Below are 17,677 nucleotides of genomic sequence, written 5' to 3'. Positions count from 1 at the left end.
AATTGGGCATTGGGCACTTGTAGAGACGCGATTAATCGCGTCTCTACCGTCGTTTCCACCAGATAATAATTGCCGCCGCAAACCCAATTAAAGGTAAAACTAACAGAGACGACAATATTAAAAGATTAGCTTGGGTGGTTGTTATGGTTATTCGACGGTTTTTCGGTTCTTTGGGGCGAATGGAAAGGGGTTGCTGATCCTGTTGATTCAGCCAGGTGACTGAGTTCAGGAATACATCTCCATTTAGTTGCTTTTGAAACAAGCCATCAGTGGCGAAATTAGAATTTCCTAAAACTACTAACCGGGACTCGGTGGCTGTTTGAGATGAAGGAGTGGGGGCAGGGGAAGGGGAGGCAGGGGGAGTGGGAGAGGCAGGGGAGGCTACGGGAGTAGGGGAAACTTTACTTTGGGTGGTTGGTGATGGTGTAGGTGAAACTTGGGGAGTGGAAGCAGATTTTGCCGCTTGTTTTCTGGTTAAAGCTACACCCAAGGTCAGAGGCCCTTTGATATCTTTATCTGCGTTAAACTCCAATTTTTCGCTTTGGAGGTCGCTTTCTGCCCAGCTGCTGGGATAGGGTTTGGTTAGTAGCAGAGGAGTAGCTTCGACACCCGGTACAGAGGTAATTTCCAGTGGTCGTGCAACCGGATAAAAAGAATTACCGTTACCGAAATCTTTGGTAATCGGATGTTGTCCGTATTCTGTCACCAAGGGCGCAGCAGGGCCAAGTCCCACGACGCTTTCACCTGAAACATCTACTGCTAAACGATTATCTAGACGAACACCCCACTCTTGTAGCAAGCTGTCAAGTTTGGGATCAGTATTGGGATCAATCATCAGCAGTAAGTTACCGCCTTGATTCAAAAACTCTTGCAAAGCTTTGACTTCGCCCTCAAATAACTCTCGCTTGGGGCCAGCTACTATTACAACAGCCGCATCTTGAGGAACTTTGGAGGTTTCTGCTAGATTTAGCGGTGCTGTTGTGTAATTTTTGTCGCCTAATCCCTGAACTGCTTGTGATATTGAACTTTTACCTGCTGAAAGTTGGTGTTCGCCATGACCTTGCAGTAGGTAAACTTTGACTGTGGTTGAATTTGTTAATTGTTGCAGGCGACTGGTTAATCTAACTTCTGACAAGCGCTCATTTTGATTTACTGTTTGTACTAATTGCCGTTTATCGCCAGATTCTAGGTAAACTTCCCCATAATCTTTAACGCCAAACTTTTCGGCAATTCCTGGTCTAGTTTGGGGGTCAATGTACTCAAATTTAAATTTTGAGCTTTGCCGTTGATAGTTTTCTAACAGTTCTCGGTCTTGGGGATTCTGGTTAATATCAAACACCCATACTTTAACTAGCTGTGGTAAAACCCTTACCAGTTCCCGCGACTGGGGCGCAAGGGTAAACAATTGAGTTTCTGTTAAGTCTGCCCGCAAATGGTAGCGAGTTCCTAAAAAGTTAATCAATCCCAAAATTGCCAATACTGCTAGAGTTGCTACCAAGGCGTTAGTACCAGCTTGGGTAGAACGACGCTTCCACCAGTTAGTTTGGTAGCTTTGCCAGATTATCCACAATGCACTGATGGCAATTCCTGTAATCAGGAATGCTAATGGAATTAATCCCCACTGTTCAGAGATCAATCCAACTGTTAAGCCGACAGTAATTAGGAACGGGCCGAGCCAAAACAGATATTTCCACAGTTTCTTTTTTGCAACTATCTTCATATAATTTGTCATTTGTCATTTGGTACATTGCCAATTGAGTTTAGGTAGGAGTTGAATTTTGGCGCTAATTCGTTATTGATTGTTTTGATTGCATTTATCTGTTCGGTGGTTAAAAGGTTACGAGTGTAAGCCCGTCTTAACCAATGTTGAGTTTCATTCAAAGAGCCTCTCGCTATTTTTATGAAACGTCTATTGTCTTGAAAACTACCTCTTCCTAGACCTTCCGCTATATTGGCATTGATACTATCGGCTGAACGTACAATCTGTTTACCAATCGGATCTTTTGCAAAAAAAATCCATCCTCCAACAATTTTCCAAATGTCATCTGCTAATTGTTCTGATAATTGATAAACCTGTAATTCTTGGAAACGCTTTGTTGCCATTTATTCAGTTGTCTTGCTGACTTTTAGTCACTCAATTTTCGTCCATATATTTTTACTTGTCACTATTTTTTGCCAAATGCCAAATGACCAATGACAAATAACTATTGCCTTTGAAAGCGCAGTGCATCAATTGATTGAGCGGTGAGAAAGATGCCTAAAAAAATGTAACTGGCGAATAAAATTAAGCTGCTGGTATCGAAAATGCCTTGAATTAAGGTGTTGTAATGTTTTAGCAACGACAGATAACCTAATGCTTCGCCTATGGGAGCAGGGACAATTTTGGCGATTAAATCAATCAATAACAATAATAAGATGACTGCAAAGGTGAGAACGGCAGAGAGAATTGTACTGTCTGTTAATGAGGAAATAAACATTCCTATGGATAAAATTGCGGCTGCTAGCAAGATTAATCCTAAATGAGCTAGTAAGGGAATTGAGGGCGACATTGGTGGATTTGATCCACTGATAGCGATCGCTTCAAACACTAGCATGGGTAAGACCATTGTGGTAAAAAATGTTAGTACGCCTAACAACTTACCTAAAGCTACCGCCCAATTGGTAATCGGTGATGTAGCTAATAGCTCTAAGGTGCCCCGCTTACGTTCTTCGGCATAAAGTCCCATTGAGAGAATTGGCAGGATAAACAACAATAGCCACCCCATACGATCCAAAAATGCCCGGATAAATTCGTAGGGGACATCTATTGGTGGTATTGGCACTCCTAATTGTTGCCCTTGTAAATCTAGGGCGGCGACCCCTGGTAAAATGCCATCTGGCCCTAGCAAAATCATTACGAAGAATAACCCCGTGATGAACCAAAATATGCCAGCGATCGCATAAGCTAAGGGCGATACAAAATAACTCTGTAATTCTCGGCGATAAATGGCAATAATATTACTCAGTACTATACCCATTTACGCGGCTTCTCCTTCTGTGACTGCTTCTAAATGCTTTTCTTCTGTGGTCAGTTGCAAGAATACATCTTCTAAGGTAGCGTTTACTCGCCGCAGTTCATGTAAACCAAATCCTGCACGCACTAATGTTGTGGCAATATCCCGTCCTGGTTCTTTTCCTGGCTGCGATATCACCCGCAGGTAAGCGCGATTTGCCTGGGGTTGATGAGTGTGCATTCCGGCTGTGGGAATTGATTCTACCAAACTCACACCTGCGATATTTTGCAATACCTGTTTCGCTAGGGCGGCTTCTCCTTCTATTTCTATTTCATATCCTGATCCGCCTGTCAACTGGGTCATCAGGTTTTCTGGTGTATTAGTTGCCACTACTTTACCGCGATTGATGATGGCAACTCGGCTACAGGTCATGCTCACTTCTGGCAAAATATGTGTGGAAAGAATAACTGTATGAGTCCCAGCGAGGCTTTTAATTAAATTCCGCACCTCAATTATTTGGCGGGGATCGAGTCCGACGGTGGGTTCATCCAGAATGATCGCTGGGGGATCGTGGACGATCGCTTGAGCAATTCCTACCCTTTGGCGGTATCCTTTAGAAAGTTTGCGAATAATTACCCGTTGCTTATCTTCTAAGTTGCAGCGTTTGATGGCTGCTACTACCTTATTAGAGCGATCGCCTGCTGATACTCCCTTAATTCGCGCTACAAAATGCAAAAATCCCTCCACCGTCATGTCTGGATATAACGGCGGTGTTTCCGGTAAATAACCGATTCGTTGGCGGACAGCGAGAGAATTTTCATGGACATCATAGCCAGCAATCCGCGCATTGCCATTTGTCGCCGGTAAATAACCAGCCAGAATTCGCATGGTTGTAGTTTTGCCAGCGCCATTCGGCCCCAACAATCCTAAAATCTCCCCTGGCTCGACGCTAAAAGTGACATCAGTAATCGCTGGGGTAGAACCGTATATTTTACTTAGATGTTCAACTTCAATCATCGGTATTAAGCGATCGCAAATTATGAGATACCCAATAATCTTAGATCACCAACACTTGTTGAGTGGTGATACCAAGTACTGCTTGCCTTAGCATAGTTGTAAACTGTAATTAAGTAGGCGTGAATAATTAAACGTTTGTAGTCAGGACTTTAGTCCTTAAAATATGGCTAAAGTCCTTACTGCAAGCTAATTTGATTAATGTTACGTTGCGTAATATAGTTTAATTTATTCTGGCCTACTTACTTACATCGGTGATATGTAACAAAGAATTGGATGCTGAAGCGATCGCCATCTAGATGCGTTAGTCCTAGTCCTGTTGAATGCGCTGTTTTGCTCTGGCTAGGCACAAAGATTGATAAACAAGTTGTTGTGACGGTAATTAATTACTTACTGATAAGTTGAACGGATAGGAGGTTGCAACAGGGATGGCACTTGAATTTGGGTTTTATCAGAAAACACTAGACGGACGCTACAAAATCTTTAAAAAACTAAGTGAAGGAAACTTTGGTGAAACTTACTTGGCTATCGATCAAAAACGTCCAAGCAAACCTCTATGTGTAGTTAAGCGACTCAAGCCAAAACACAGCAATCCCAAAGTGTTAGACCTCTTTGAGCAGGAAGCGGTAATCCTAGAGAAGTTAGGCGAACATCCGCAGATTCCCCGGCTGCTGGCTCACTTTGCTGTCCGCAATGAACTGTACATTATCCAAGAATACGTGGAGGGACACACCCTCAGAAAAGAAATTGTCCGGGGAAACCAACTGAGTGAAGACGATGTTACCAAGCTGTTGCAGGACATTTTAGAGGTGCTGGTCTTTGTTCATCAACACAACGTCATTCACCGAGATATCAAACCCGAAAATGTGATGCGGTGCAAACAGGATGGCAAACTCTTCGTGATTGACTTTGGCTCTGTAAAAGCGCTTAACGTTCTCTCAATGAATCAACTAAGGAATCCTACCAGTGTGTTCATTGGCACTCCAGGCTATATACCCACAGAGCAAGCTAGGGGTAAGCCTCGCCTGTGTAGTGATGTTTACGCTCTAGGAATGATGTGTATAGAGGCTTTGACAGGAATTGCCCCCAGTCTTTTGCAAGAAGATTCGCGGACTGGGCAAACTCTCTGGCGGACTTATGCACCACTGGTAAGCGATCGCCTTGCTGATATTCTCAATATGATGGTGTGCGATGAGTACACTGAGCGCTATCCATCAGCAGTGGAAGCATTGCAAGCCCTGACTTCAACCACAGCGTTGCGATCATCTTCGTTACTACTTTCATCTTCAGAGGAACAATGGGATGGCAGTCCATTGTTAGGTAACTTTGCCAATTTAGACGAACTGCCGCAAGAACCCCAAGGGCAGTTGCCGTCAGCCGACACTCCGACTTGGCTGGGCAAAGAAGTAGAAGTGGCTCCACAGAGAAAACGCCACTTGTTTCAAGATTGGGAATTTGCCGGAGTTTGGAACGGAAGAAGGCGACGCTCCAACAACTCTGAGCAAAGCAGTGTCTCCCCTCCTACAGCGTTGATTTTACCAGACACTAACTCTTCAGTTCTCTTGTCAAACCTCAACTCAAGGGATGGCTCCCAATTTGATCCCCATCTGCGGGAAATTGATCAAAGTGAGTTTGATACGGCAATCTTACCCTTGCAAGAATTTGAGTTTGAGATCGCTACTGTTGCCGAAAAAAGCTCGCTTGCCTCTACAGCTACCGATGAAATCACTCGTCGTCAGGGATGGGCGCAATGTTTAATTGAAGAACTAGGCGATGGCATCACCTTGGAGATGGTATCTATTACTGGTGGACAGTTCTTAATGGGTTCTCCAGAGGATGAGCCAGAACGATTTGATTCTGAAAGCCCACAGCATCCTGTGACAATCAAACCCTTTTTTATGGGTAAGTTTCCTGTTACCCAGGCACAATGGCGGGCAGTGGCAGTGTTGCCCTCAATCAACCGTAATCTTGATCCGGAGCCGACTAATGTTAAAGGAGCAAACCGTCCGGTAGAGCAAGTTTCCTGGGACGATGCAGTGGAGTTTTGTACACGATTGGGTGAGAAGATCGGGCGAAATTATCGGCTTCCTAGCGAAGCGGAATGGGAATATGCCTGTCGTGCTAAAACTACTACTCCTTATCATTTTGGTGACACTCTCACTTTGAGTTTGGCAAACTATAGCAACTCTATCTACGGCAGTGGCATCCAAGGAACAAATCACTGGCAAACAAGCCCTGTAGACTGTTTTAAGCCAAATGCTTTTGGATTATATGATATGCATGGCAATGTGTGGGAATGGTGCGGGGATAACTGGCACGACAATTATGAAGGCGCGCCCATTGATGGTAGTGCCTGGTTGTCTAAAGATGGAAGTCAGTCTCGGTTGATTCGAGGTGGTTCTTGGAAAAGCTCTGCTAAGTTATGCCGTTCTGCATATCGTAGTTGGAATCCTCAAGATGGCCGGGGCAACCTCATCGGTTTTCGGGTGGCACTTTCTTTTTAAGGGGGGTTGGGGGGATCAAGTCTTATCCGAACCGTATTGAGATGTATCGACTCGCAACTTAGATGTATCGATCTGCAAAAATTAACTTACCCTAAGTTACGCAGTTAAGAATATTTGTAGGTTGGGTTAAGCAAAGCGCAACCCAACAAAGCCGCGGAAATGTTGGGTTTCGTTCCTCAACCCAACTTACGTAGCAAGGCAGGGAGAGGTTCGTCGAACTCACGTTCAGTTGACACAGGTGATTGCAATTTAGCCTCCTGTGGCTTTTAAGCCATTACTGTCAACTTGGCTAAAGAATTAGCTACTGTCACAGCTTGCTCTGATATCTGGTTAGCAATACTCGCAACTTCTAAAATAGATTGGTTGGCTGTGGTTGAAGTTTCTAATTGGTTTGCAGCTCCTTGGGTGAGTTCCTCAACTAATGTATTCACTTGAGTACTGATGGCATTAATTTGATTGAGTGTTTGCTGAATTTCTTCTACCCCTTGAGTAAGTGCGATCGCTTGTTCCTGTCCTGCTTCCATTAAGGTAACGATCGCATTATTAGCCGTATAAATTTCTGCAACCAAGGATGGGATTTGGGCAATGTCGGTATCCAACTGCTGCGCCTGTGACAAAAGTATCTGAGCGATCGCCGCAAACTCTTCACCCGCAGAACCAGTCCGGGCTGCTTCTAGAGCGATCTTCATGGCATGGAATTTTATCTGTGACGCAACTCCAACGATTTGTCTGACTCCTTGCGAGAGCTTTTGAGAAGGCTGATCTAAGCGTTTCACTCTGGCGGTAGCTTCTGTCGCTGTGGCGCGGATCGTCCCAATCCTGTCTACAACTTGGTTCATCCTCTCCTGCCCATCTTGGACTGTGTTGCTGAACTGCTGCTTTTGGCGTTCAGCTTGTTCGGCACGGAGGAGCATTTGTTGAGCCGAACTAGCTAATACTTGAATTTGATTGTAGACAGATGTCACCGACTCCATTTGACTGAATGTCTTAGAGGTGAGAGTTTCTACAACAATTTCGCTATCCCGCAAAAGTTCTGATACTTGATACTGAAGTGCTGCTTTTTGTTGGTTCTGGTCTTGAAAGGCAGATTCAACAGATTGATATGATTGCTCTACCTGGTTTAGCAGCCGAGCATGATCGAGAGCAAATCCCACCTGCATAGCTAACTGAGCAAATAAATCAATTTCAAACTGCTGCCACTCACGAGGTGCAGAGCAGTTATGGGCAATTAGTAAGCCAAACAACTGATCGTCTTTGAGAATGGGTGCAACTAAATTCGCCTTCACGCCGAAAGGTTCGAGTTGGCCGATGTGACAAGCACTCAATCCCGCTTCATAAATATTATTGGTCGCTCGGACTCGACCTGCTTGATACTGCTCAACATAACCTTCAGCAAAACAAGGGTCTTTGATGTTGGCTCGCAATGCTTTCGGAAAACCTGGTAGTACTGCTTCCGCTAGGACAGTTCCATACCAGTTACTATCAAAGCCAAAAATCATTACTCGGTCAGTAGCGATCGCTTTGCGAATTTCGTTAACGGTGGTTTTAAGTACATCTTCTTCGTTGAGCGATCGCCGAATGCTGCGGGTAATATCTACAATTAGCTGAGTTTGCATCCCTTCAGCATCAATGCGCTGAAGCAGCCGAGCATGATCCAGAGCAAATCCCACCTGCATGGCCAACTGAGCAAATAAATCAATTTCAAGCTGCTGCCACTCACGAGGTGCAGAGCAGTTATGGGCAATTAGTAAACCAAATAATTGATCGTCTTTGAGAATGGGTGCAACTAAATTCGCCTTCACGCCGAAAGGTTCGAGTTGGCCGATGTGACAAGCACTTAGCCCCGCTTCATAAATGTTGTTGGTCGCTCGGACTCGACCTGCTCGATACTGCTCAACATAGCCTTCAGCAAAACAAGGGTCTTTGATGTTGGCTCGCAATGCCTTGGGAAAACCTGGGAGTACTGCTTCCGCTAGGACAGTTCCATACCAATCACGATCAAAACCATATATAATTACTCGGTCAGTAGCGATCGCTTTGCGAATTTCGTTAACGGTGGTTTTGAGTACATCTTCTTCGTTGAGCGATCGGCGAATGCTGCGGGTAATATCTATTACTAATTGGGCTTGGTCGGCTCTGGTAGTTATCTGTTCTACAAGCTTGGCATGGTCAAGAGCAAATCCTACTTGCGCTGCTATTTTGGCAAACAAATCTGTCTCAGACTCTTGCCAAACACGAGGTGCAGAACACTGATGCCCAATTAGCAAGCTGAATAGCTGGTTGTTTTTGAAAATGGGCGCAACCAGATTTGCTTTGACTGCAAATCGCTCTAATAACCCGATGTGACAATCTTTGAGGTTGGCTTGATAAATATCATTGATCGCTCGAACGCGACCGTTTCGGTACTGTTCGACATACCATCCCTCAAAACACGGGTCTGAGATGGTCGCCCACAGGGTCTTTGGTAAACCGGATGCTGCTGATTCTTCTACAAAGGTACCACTGCCATCGGAGTTAAAGCGAAAGATCACCACGCGATCCATCCTAAAAGCTTGGCGAACTTCTTCTACAGTAGTTCTAAGGACATCTTCTTCAGAGAGTGCTTCTTGAATACGACGAGTAATGTCCATTAATAACTGCGATAGCTCGGCTTCAGCTTCTTGTTGCCAAATTTGCTCTGGCAACAAATTTTGTAGTAGGTTAATGTTTGCCTCTAAAGCAACTAGTTCATCTTCGCCAACAACGCGAACCAGAGTTCTAACTTCTTCTCCACGTAGTCTATTTACTAAAGCGTTAGAAGTCTTGGCAGCAGACAGAACTCGACCAGTGACACGATTGATCACAAAAGCAGCGATCGCCCCTGCTATTACAGCCATCACCCCAGCCTCAAGCAACAGGGATGAGTGATGTTTTTCAAGTGCAAGTTTAACTTCTGTCAGGTCTGCGGCACTTCCTTGTTGAGCTTGGGTAAACTGCCGATTTATGGACTGACTACTAAAGTAGCTAGTTATCCCAATTGTCAGCACTGGGAGCATAGTCAGGGCAATAGCGCAAGCGGTTGCTTTAGACTTCAGACTCCATTGCTGCCGCCCTTGCTGCCAGAGTGAACGCTTTGATGAACTGTTACGCTTTGGGGCAACTTGAGCTAAGTTAGCTTGAGAGTCAGTGTTAGCTCTGTTGCCATTAGATTTATTGGGAGAACGCTGAGTCATAGATAAAACTTCGTCAAGATTGTATCCTTTGTAGGGAAGAGGGCTAGGGGGGTTAAATTTCCGAGGCTTTGATGTTACCCAAAATACTTTTTAAACATTCTCTAAGCACTATTTAAGTATTACGTATTATTAAGCCTAAAACATTGAGATGAAAATTCGGGGCGCCGAACTGTGAACTTAGAACACCAAACTGTGAACTTAGAACACCAAACTGCGAACTCAGAACACCAAACTGCGAACTCAGAATGTTACGTAAGCAATACGGTTCGGATAAGACTTGATCCCCCCAACCCCCCTTTTTAAGGGGGCTAAGAATAGATAGCTCTATTTCCCCCTTAAAAAGGCTTGCTCAGAATAGATAGCTCTATTTCCCCCTTTTTAAGGGGGACTAAGGGGGATCTTTAAGGACTATGCATCTAACCGAACCGTATTGGGTGCGTAAGGGTCTATAACTTGTATGTACACAGTATTGTCATAATTAAAACAATTGACTCTCAACTATCAATGGTGAACTCTACCCTCGTTGTCACACTCTATGTCAACCCTATGACAGGGAATGATACTAACACTGGTTCACGGTTGAGTCCGTTTAAAAGCCTCACTCGTGCCTTAAAAATAACCAAAATCCACACGCTCATTCATCTGGAGCCGGGGACTTACAGCGCTATTAGTGGTGAAGTGTTTCCACTGGTCATTTCTGGAAAGGTGACGATAGTGGGTAACGAAGCTAACAAAGGAGCAGAGATTGTAATTACCGGAAGCGGGGAATATCAAAGTTCTAGCTTTGGGATGCAAAATATTACGCTGCTGTTGGCAGATAATGCCAGTATTTTCGGTGTAACTGTCACCAATCCCTCAGCAAAAGGTACTGCTATTTGGATTGAATCGGCTGCACCGACTTTAGCCAACAACGCTTTAAGCAGCTGTGGGCGGGAAGGTGTATTTACCAGTGGCACTGCCAAACCCGCAATCTTAGATAACATATTTGTGCAAAATAATGCTAGTGGATTAGTGATGGCAGGTCATAGCCAGGGAGAAGTTCTACGCAATATATTTCAACAAAACACATTGGGCATAGTAATTAGTGACTTTGCCACTCCTTTGATTGCCAATAACAAACTATCAGAAAATCGCACAGCGATCGCACTTTCTCGCCACGCCCAACCTGTGCTACGTCAAAATCTCATTGCCAAAAATACCCAAGGTGGTCTGTTAGTCAATGGCAACGCAGCCCCGGACTTAGGTAGTATCCAAAATCCCGGTGATAATATTTTTCGGGAGAATAGTGAATTTGATTTACACAACACCACTCCACAAAAGCTGGTTTCTGTAGGTAATCAATTAAATCCTTCTCTAGTAAAAGGCTTGGTTGAATTGATCCCAACCAATCGAGTAGCAGTTAGCACCAGTTCCTCTGATGCCCCAACACAATCCCCCTATCAACAATTCCCCTTATCTCCCCCTTCCTTCCTTTCCACGTCTCTTCAATTAGATGGGCATTGGGCAAAACCATTTATTGAGGCATTAGTGAAGATGGGTTTAACTCACGGTTTTACTGATGGCAGCTACCAGCCAAATAAACCCATGACTCGCGCTGAATATGCAGCTTTGGTGTCCGTTGCCTTTAACCCTACTCCCAAACTCCTAGCGCCTGATTTTACAGACGTACCCAAGGATTTTTGGGCTTATAACGCTATCCAAATTGCTGCTAGCGGTGGCTTTGTTGGCGGATTTAGCGATCGCACTTTCCGCCCCGATCAAAATGTGCAGCGGCTACAGGTGATTGTCTCTCTAGTTAACGGACTGGGACTAGCTGTGGCTGATAGCCATGCTTTAGAAGTTTACAGCGATCGTCAGATTATTCCTGACTATGCTCGGACAGCCGTTGCCACTGCAACACAACGGGGAATAGTTGTCAACTATCCAGATCCCAAACTACTTGCACCTTCACGTTCGGCAACACACGCCGAAGTCGCAGCGATGGTTTATCAGGCATTAGTAGCCATTGGGCGAACACTTATGATTAAATCAATCTATGTAGGGTTGCATTCTTGAAGTTGACAAGTAGAATAAGGAACATTGCCGATCGGCTTAGTAACTCGTGGCAAAAAACCATGTAGTTAAAAGCACACTAGGCTAATATGCGATGGGTGACAAATTTTAGACCTATTGCTTAGAGCTAATAGCCCCATGTTAACAACACTTCCAGATACCTCCGCCAACTTAGCGATCGCCTTATTAATTAACTATAGTTTCGATCTTAATGGGTATAGTGCCAATGAGCTAGTTGAGCGTTGGCAAACGCAATACCCACTTAATTGGCTACACCTGGCAGTAATTGAAGCACTATACCAAGGTCGTTATAAAGCGATTTCGGTGCAGCAAATCTTAGTATTTTGGCAGCGCCGGGATGAGGCTGCATATCATTTCAATATGGAATTTGAACGGATGATTTGTAGCAAATTTCCTCAAAGCTTAAGCTCATTGGCTAGAGTAGCCCTACCGCCAACCGAGAGAAACCCGACTGTCGAGAAAGTGACGAGTCCGCAATTACCACCAGCTAAGATTCGCAATAGCAATCAATACAACAGTACTGCAACTCTACACCTGATAAGTTCCGAACCAAAGACTTCTTTGAGTGAAGAAGAGGGTAAGCCGGAAAATACAGCCAATCAAACCGTCTTGAAGTCTTCCCTATCTGGGAAATTAGCCTCTTCGGCGACGCTTCAGCTATCGCCTCCTGTCAGCCAAAAGCTAACTTCACAAGAAAGTCCACCGCCCTCCCCATCACCAAGCCCTCATCAACGACAGCGAAAACTGCTCCCCCCTGCGGCTATTCATGCCCCAATCGATCAATTTACTCCCGAAAAAAGCGATCGCTCTGAGTCTTTTACATCCAAACTCAAAGCGATGTTGGGCGAACAGAATCCAAGTGTGAGGAGTGGGGAATAGGGAGTGGAGGAGTAATTAATGTTTTTAGGCTGCGACTAACTGCTTAAAGCGTTCATCGTCTGCAATATCATCAAAATCCAGATCAGTTGCTGCTTCTTCTTTATATTTAGTATTGAGTTCAATTGCTTGTTGTAGAGTTAGTAGAGCTAGTTCAACTTCTCTTTGTAGTGCGTAACAGGCTGCTTTGTTGTAATAGGCACTGGCATAATCGGGCTTAATTTCTAATGCTTTATCAAAACTAGCGATCGCTTCATCATCGCGTCCCAATATCACTAAAGTATAACCGCGTTTATCCCAGATTTTAGGAGAGTTTGGTTGAAGTTCCAGCGCTTGATCAAAGGATGCTATTGCTTCTTCATATTGTTCTAATGTTACTAGGGAAAGACCGCGATTTAACCAAGCGACTGCATCATCAGGCTTGATTTGTGTAGCTTTATCAAATGAGGAAAAGGCTTGCTGATGCTGTTGTAAGTTCCCAAAAGCAACGCCGCGATCGCACCAAGCTTGATGATAATCTGGTTGAATCTGAATCGCCTTATCATAGGATGCGATCGCATCTTTATAGCGTTTTAACCTTCCAAGAGTTAGACCTCGTTTTAACCAAGCCACAGGTTCATCCCCTGGGATTTTAACTGCTTGGTTGTAAGCTGCGATCGCATCTTCATAACGCTTTTCAGAAAACAGTGCATCTCCCTCTTTTATATACTCATCAGCAGTGAATTCTGGTTGTTTTTGCTGTTCCTGTATTTCTTCCTCAACTTCAAAATTTACAACCTCTGGGATCGATTCGGATGTAATTTCAGTTAGTTCTTGAAGGATGAGATCCTTTCTTTCTTGGGCATCCAATTGTAACTCAGAGAGTTGAGAGACAAACTCAGTTTCTAATCTTTCTAACTTCTCCAAAATGATAATTTTTTGTTGTTGAGCATTCCATTGCAATTCTGAGAATTGCGAAGTAAATTCAGAACCAGATTTTTCTAAATTCTCAACGATTAACTCTTTGCGTTTTTGAGCATCTCCTTGCAATTCGGATAGTTGAGAAGCAAACTCTGACTGCAATGCTGCTAAACTCTCAACGATTTTATTTTTTTGCTCTTGAGCATCTACCTGTAGTTCAGATAATTGAAATTTCAATTCTTTATCTAATATTCCTAAATTTTCAAATGTAATTTCCTTTTTATTTTGAGCATCTACCTGTAATTCTGATAATTTCTCAGCAAATTCTGACTGTAATTTTGTTAAACTTTCAATAGCTATTTCCTTTTGTTTTTGAGTATCAGACTGCCATCCAGAAAGTTGAGATGTAAAATTAGATTTTGACACTTCTAAATCAGCAGCAGCTAGTTCTTGCAGTTGTTGTACATCTAACTTTAAATTAGACAGTTCCTCTGGCAAGACAGATGCTAATTTTCCGAGATTTTCCAGTGCTATATCTCTTTGTTGTTGAGCATCAAACTCTAACTTAGACAATCCAGAAGCAAATTTTGACTCTAAATTTTCTATATTTTCTTGAGATTTTTTGAGTTCAGTTTCTAATCTACTTAATACCTGGGATTTAGCTAAATCTAGCTCAGATGTGAGGATAGATAAATTTTCTCGTTCATTTTTAATTTCTTTTTGTAAAACAGCCGTTTCCTGTTCTAATTCATAATTTATTTTTTTAGCTTCTTGAATAACATTTTCAGCCTCTTGCTTAACGGTAGTAAGCTGATTTTGTAATTTTTCCATTCCCTGTAGTTGTTGCATTGCTCTATCAACAATTTCACGGATTACCACCCGTCGCAGGAGCCATAATAAAGCAATGATTGCCACTGGAAATAGACTTAATATAACTAGCCAGATATCGAGTAAGACAGTTGTACGGGTAAAAGCACTCTTAAAATCAGATTGGACTTGCTGTTGAATTCGCTTTTCGGCTCGTAGTCGCGCTAATTCTTCCCGTTCCTGATTCGATAACACCGGAGTAGGAGTTAGTGCTGGGGAGGGTGAGGGTGCAGATTGTCCACTGGCAATTCCAACGAATAACAGTAAGGGTAAAAAGACAATAGTGCTTTTTACAATTAAAGCGAAAACAGGTTTATTTTTGCTCTTCATAACAACCATCTCAGTCTGTTGGTTACTTTTTGAAGCGGCGCGCCTCTCTCCAATCTATAACAAAAATTGTTTACGAACACTCAAAATTTCTCTTATCTCTCCTCTCTGTGGCTCTGCGACTCTGCGTGAAATTCTTTTTCCAAATCTCTGTTCACGACCTAAATAAGCTCACTGTAAAGTGTAGTCAAGTTTTTGACATTTTTTTGGTGAGCCACTATTATAACATTCAGATGTGCGTACTTCGGACTAACATTAGATTATTTAGGGTAAGCAGATTACTTATTCTAAAATTAACTTAACAAAGGCAATAAAAAATGGGTCGCTTAAATCCTTATACACTGCAATTGCAGATTACCCGAATGTTTGAGCAGGGGCAATCATTCTTTGCCATAACCAAAGTACAGGAATGGTTGAAAGAACACAAACACAATCCTGAAGATTATGACATTATTTTCCATAAAAAACCCGCGCCTCCTGGTTCAAAAGAAGTGATGGTAGTAGAAATTGAATTACGCCGCAAAAATGGACAACCTGTAGATCCTTGGTTGCAGGAGCAAGCAAATCTCCATGCCTGATTTTAGCAGCTAGCAATTTTGAATTTAAATTCATATTATCTTAACAGAATTTACTAAAATATAGCGTTCCCAATTGCGGAACGCTCTTTGTTATCTTTAGTATTGATCATAAATACCTTTTGAAATCATCAAAATGAAATCTAATCAGCGCTGGGTTTTTGCATTTTGGGTTTACTTTGCAATTTTGATGTCCATCTCTATGTCAGCCTACCTGAGAATTATCCCAACGGAAATATCACAAATTCCATATTACGATACAATTTTGCATTTCCTATTGCTAGGAATCGCTGCTTACTTAGGTCATCTAGCATTAAACAAACGTAAAATTGAAATATTCAAGATTTCTTTGCCGCTAGCACCATTGATTGTGATATTTTTTTGTATAGTTGACGAAATAATTCAATTATTTATACCATACCGTAGCTTTGATTTAGTTGACTTAGCCGCTGACCTGTGCGGTATTGTGTTATTTACCTGGTTGGCAGAAAGACAAAACCTCAAAAAATCTGAAAAAACTCAACCTTGAAAAGACTATATAATAGGCAACTCCTACTTCTGCCTCTGCGCTTTTGATCTTTCTGTAGTAGCTTGCAGTAAGTCGTTAGACGTGTACGTTAATCCAAAATCACCCAATCAGGTGAGTCTAATGGGTGAGGTAAAAGAAATACAAAGTATCGTACCTTAAGGTTGTAAATGGTTACTTGGCACACCAATTTATAGCCCGAAAATTAGGAAGTGGATGATGACTGTAAACCAAATTATTGGAGATTCACCAAATCAGGTTTTTGCCAACTTTGGTAAACGTTTCTTTGCCTGGATAATGGTTCAAAGTAGCAGCACGTATGATAATATCGTAGGCGATCGCAAACGTTCTCTTTTTGCTAATCTCCAAGGTAAAGTTTTAGAAATCGGTCCAGGAACAGGCCCTAATCTACCCTACTACCCTAAAGATATCCACTGGATAGGAATCGAGCCAAACCCACATATGCATTCCTATCTACAAAAACAAGCAGAAAAGCTGGGTTTAAACATCGACCTCCGCATTGGTAATGCTGAATGGCTAGACGCTGAAGATAACAGCATAGATACTGTTGTTAGTACCTTAGTTTTGTGTTCAGTGCCGAATATAGATTATACATTACAGGCAATTTTGAGAGTACTTAAACCAGGTGGACGCTTCTTATTTATTGAACACGTTGCCGCACCGCAAGGAACTTTATTGCGACAAGTACAAAGCACAATGAGTCCGATTTGGAAAGTGATAGGTGATGGTTGTCATCCAGATAGAGAAACTGGGAGAGCCTTAGAAAATGCTGGTTTTACTAGTGTAAATTATGAGCGATTTGATGCACAATTGCCGATTGTTAGTCCTCATATTATCGGCGTAGCGACAAAGTGAAAGAACTTTTTGGACGTTGCTGAATAAAAGTATGAATATCTCACACAGACGAGCGAGTGCGTGAGGCAAATGCATATTTTCATCCAGCAATGTATCTTTTCTGGACAATCGCTTATTTAGAGGATGAATGAACAAGTCTTCTTCTTGGTAGCAAATACTTTGAGATCCCCCTAAATCCACGCCACGTGCTTCTCCTTGCCGGAGACGCTGCGCGTAGCTTGCTTCCCCGAAGGGGTACAAGTCGGGAAACCGCAAGGGCGCAACTTCAATACCTCTTAACTCAATAAAGGAAATTCTGTAATTATCAAAAATTTGTCGAACTCTTTTTAGCTGTTTTCTGTATAAAGTTTTATAATCATTATTTTCACTCTCCAAAAGACGATCTTCTATAGTATCGTAATCAGACTTGATATCTTTTAATTTGACAATTAATCCTTTGTTATAAAGCTTATATTTCTCTACATTTATTTTTAATTGACCATCTCTATCATCAATCTCATCCCAAAATAAAAATCTTTTTTTATAACTTACGTCATCAGTAGCCTCGGTAAAATCAATAGTTAAATCTACCTAGCTAGGAGATTTTCCAAATAGGTAGCAATGCCAGAATCAGTTGGCTGAATGCGATCAGTGTATGTAGTCATTAATTTGACGTTACCTAACTTTGAGTAAATATCAAGATTGGCGTGTGAATTTAACTTATTTTAGTAAAATTCCATACCAAGCTAACTGATATTTATTTAAGTGGCAAATCAGATTTTAGAAAATCTAGCTGTTTCTAACGCTTTAAGGAACTTCCAGAAAATAAACTATTCCATCAACAATAATGATAATCATTTCAAAGGGGGGGATGAAGGGGCTGCCGTCGGCAGTCCCTTCATCCCCCTTTTGTAGTAATTTGAATAATGATTGAGTTTTTGAGTGTGGTAACTGA

Annotated in this window: 12 protein-coding genes; 6 read left to right on the top strand and 6 right to left on the bottom strand. The window is 42.5% G+C overall.

Annotated elements, in window-relative coordinates; all coding sequences use genetic code 11:
• Positions 1-43: 43 nt before the first annotated feature.
• The 4 genes from ACEW80_RS21255 to ACEW80_RS21240 form a co-directional block, all read right to left on the bottom strand.
• The gene (locus tag ACEW80_RS21255) at positions 44-1,720 is read right to left on the bottom strand and encodes a GldG family protein (RefSeq protein WP_373528496.1); all 1,677 of its coding nucleotides are present in this window, start codon (positions 1,718-1,720) and stop codon (positions 44-46) included.
• Between the two features lie 8 nt (positions 1,721-1,728).
• Positions 1,729-2,103: a four helix bundle protein gene (locus ACEW80_RS21250; protein WP_373528495.1), complete on the bottom strand. Its 375-nt coding sequence runs from the start codon at positions 2,101-2,103 to the stop codon at positions 1,729-1,731.
• A gap of 101 nt (positions 2,104-2,204) precedes the next feature.
• On the bottom strand, positions 2,205-3,017 hold the full coding sequence (locus tag ACEW80_RS21245) for an ABC transporter permease (protein WP_373528494.1): 813 nt from the start codon (positions 3,015-3,017) through the stop codon (positions 2,205-2,207).
• Positions 3,018-4,010: an ABC transporter ATP-binding protein gene (locus ACEW80_RS21240; RefSeq protein WP_373528493.1), complete on the bottom strand. Its 993-nt coding sequence runs from the start codon at positions 4,008-4,010 to the stop codon at positions 3,018-3,020.
• A 425-nt stretch (positions 4,011-4,435) separates the two neighbouring features.
• Here ACEW80_RS21240 and ACEW80_RS21235 point away from each other — a divergent pair, with 425 nt between their 5' ends.
• Positions 4,436-6,511: an SUMF1/EgtB/PvdO family nonheme iron enzyme gene (locus ACEW80_RS21235; protein ID WP_373528492.1), complete on the top strand. Its 2,076-nt coding sequence runs from the start codon at positions 4,436-4,438 to the stop codon at positions 6,509-6,511.
• 266 nt (positions 6,512-6,777) lie between these two features.
• Here the strand turns inward: ACEW80_RS21235 and ACEW80_RS21230 are convergent, their stop codons facing one another.
• Complete coding sequence (locus ACEW80_RS21230; protein ID WP_373528491.1) at positions 6,778-9,723, bottom strand: GAF domain-containing protein; 2,946 nt, start codon at positions 9,721-9,723, stop codon at positions 6,778-6,780.
• 504 nt (positions 9,724-10,227) lie between these two features.
• Here ACEW80_RS21230 and ACEW80_RS21225 point away from each other — a divergent pair.
• Both ACEW80_RS21225 and ACEW80_RS21220 read left to right on the top strand, forming a co-directional pair.
• Positions 10,228-11,778: a DUF1565 domain-containing protein gene (locus tag ACEW80_RS21225; protein ID WP_373528490.1), complete on the top strand. Its 1,551-nt coding sequence runs from the start codon at positions 10,228-10,230 to the stop codon at positions 11,776-11,778.
• Between the two features lie 135 nt (positions 11,779-11,913).
• A complete protein-coding gene (locus ACEW80_RS21220; protein WP_373528489.1) occupies positions 11,914-12,675 on the top strand; it encodes a hypothetical protein in 762 nt (253 codons plus the stop codon).
• A 24-nt stretch (positions 12,676-12,699) separates the two neighbouring features.
• Here the strand turns inward: ACEW80_RS21220 and ACEW80_RS21215 are convergent, their stop codons facing one another.
• A complete protein-coding gene (locus ACEW80_RS21215) occupies positions 12,700-14,769 on the bottom strand; it encodes a tetratricopeptide repeat protein (protein ID WP_373528488.1) in 2,070 nt (689 codons plus the stop codon).
• A gap of 314 nt (positions 14,770-15,083) precedes the next feature.
• Here ACEW80_RS21215 and ACEW80_RS21210 point away from each other — a divergent pair, with 314 nt between their 5' ends.
• The 3 genes from ACEW80_RS21210 (at position 15,084) to ACEW80_RS21200 (ending at position 16,743) form a co-directional block, all read left to right on the top strand.
• Complete coding sequence (locus tag ACEW80_RS21210; protein WP_373528487.1) at positions 15,084-15,344, top strand: hypothetical protein; 261 nt, start codon at positions 15,084-15,086, stop codon at positions 15,342-15,344.
• 133 nt (positions 15,345-15,477) lie between these two features.
• A complete protein-coding gene (locus ACEW80_RS21205; RefSeq protein ID WP_373528486.1) occupies positions 15,478-15,870 on the top strand; it encodes a VanZ family protein in 393 nt (130 codons plus the stop codon).
• Positions 15,871-16,083: 213 nt separating this feature from the next.
• Positions 16,084-16,743, top strand: coding sequence for a class I SAM-dependent methyltransferase (locus ACEW80_RS21200; protein ID WP_373528485.1), 660 nt, complete (start codon positions 16,084-16,086; stop codon positions 16,741-16,743).
• Positions 16,744-17,677: the final 934 nt, after the last annotated feature.

This window comes from Nostoc sp. (genome assembly GCF_041747015.1).
GTDB lineage: Bacteria > Cyanobacteriota > Cyanobacteriia > Cyanobacteriales > Nostocaceae > Nostoc.
The sequence above is the reverse complement of the archived record's forward strand: the minus strand, read 5'-3'. Positions and strand labels throughout refer to the sequence as shown.

What these genes read in the sequence shown, in the direction of transcription:
- ACEW80_RS21215 (WP_373528488.1), bottom strand. Translation starts at nt 14,769, where the DNA reads ATGAAGAGCAAAAATAAACCTGTTTTCGCTTTAATTGTAAAAAGCACT.
- ACEW80_RS21225 (WP_373528490.1), top strand. Translation starts at nt 10,228, where the DNA reads ATGGTGAACTCTACCCTCGTTGTCACACTCTATGTCAACCCTATGACA.
- ACEW80_RS21205 (WP_373528486.1), top strand. Translation starts at nt 15,478, where the DNA reads ATGAAATCTAATCAGCGCTGGGTTTTTGCATTTTGGGTTTACTTTGCA.
- ACEW80_RS21245 (WP_373528494.1), bottom strand. Translation starts at nt 3,017, where the DNA reads ATGGGTATAGTACTGAGTAATATTATTGCCATTTATCGCCGAGAATTA.
- ACEW80_RS21250 (WP_373528495.1), bottom strand. Translation starts at nt 2,103, where the DNA reads ATGGCAACAAAGCGTTTCCAAGAATTACAGGTTTATCAATTATCAGAA.
- ACEW80_RS21210 (WP_373528487.1), top strand. Translation starts at nt 15,084, where the DNA reads ATGGGTCGCTTAAATCCTTATACACTGCAATTGCAGATTACCCGAATG.
- ACEW80_RS21200 (WP_373528485.1), top strand. Translation starts at nt 16,084, where the DNA reads ATGATGACTGTAAACCAAATTATTGGAGATTCACCAAATCAGGTTTTT.
- ACEW80_RS21235 (WP_373528492.1), top strand. Translation starts at nt 4,436, where the DNA reads ATGGCACTTGAATTTGGGTTTTATCAGAAAACACTAGACGGACGCTAC.
- ACEW80_RS21240 (WP_373528493.1), bottom strand. Translation starts at nt 4,010, where the DNA reads ATGATTGAAGTTGAACATCTAAGTAAAATATACGGTTCTACCCCAGCG.
- ACEW80_RS21255 (WP_373528496.1), bottom strand. Translation starts at nt 1,720, where the DNA reads ATGAAGATAGTTGCAAAAAAGAAACTGTGGAAATATCTGTTTTGGCTC.
- ACEW80_RS21220 (WP_373528489.1), top strand. Translation starts at nt 11,914, where the DNA reads ATGTTAACAACACTTCCAGATACCTCCGCCAACTTAGCGATCGCCTTA.
- ACEW80_RS21230 (WP_373528491.1), bottom strand. Translation starts at nt 9,723, where the DNA reads ATGACTCAGCGTTCTCCCAATAAATCTAATGGCAACAGAGCTAACACT.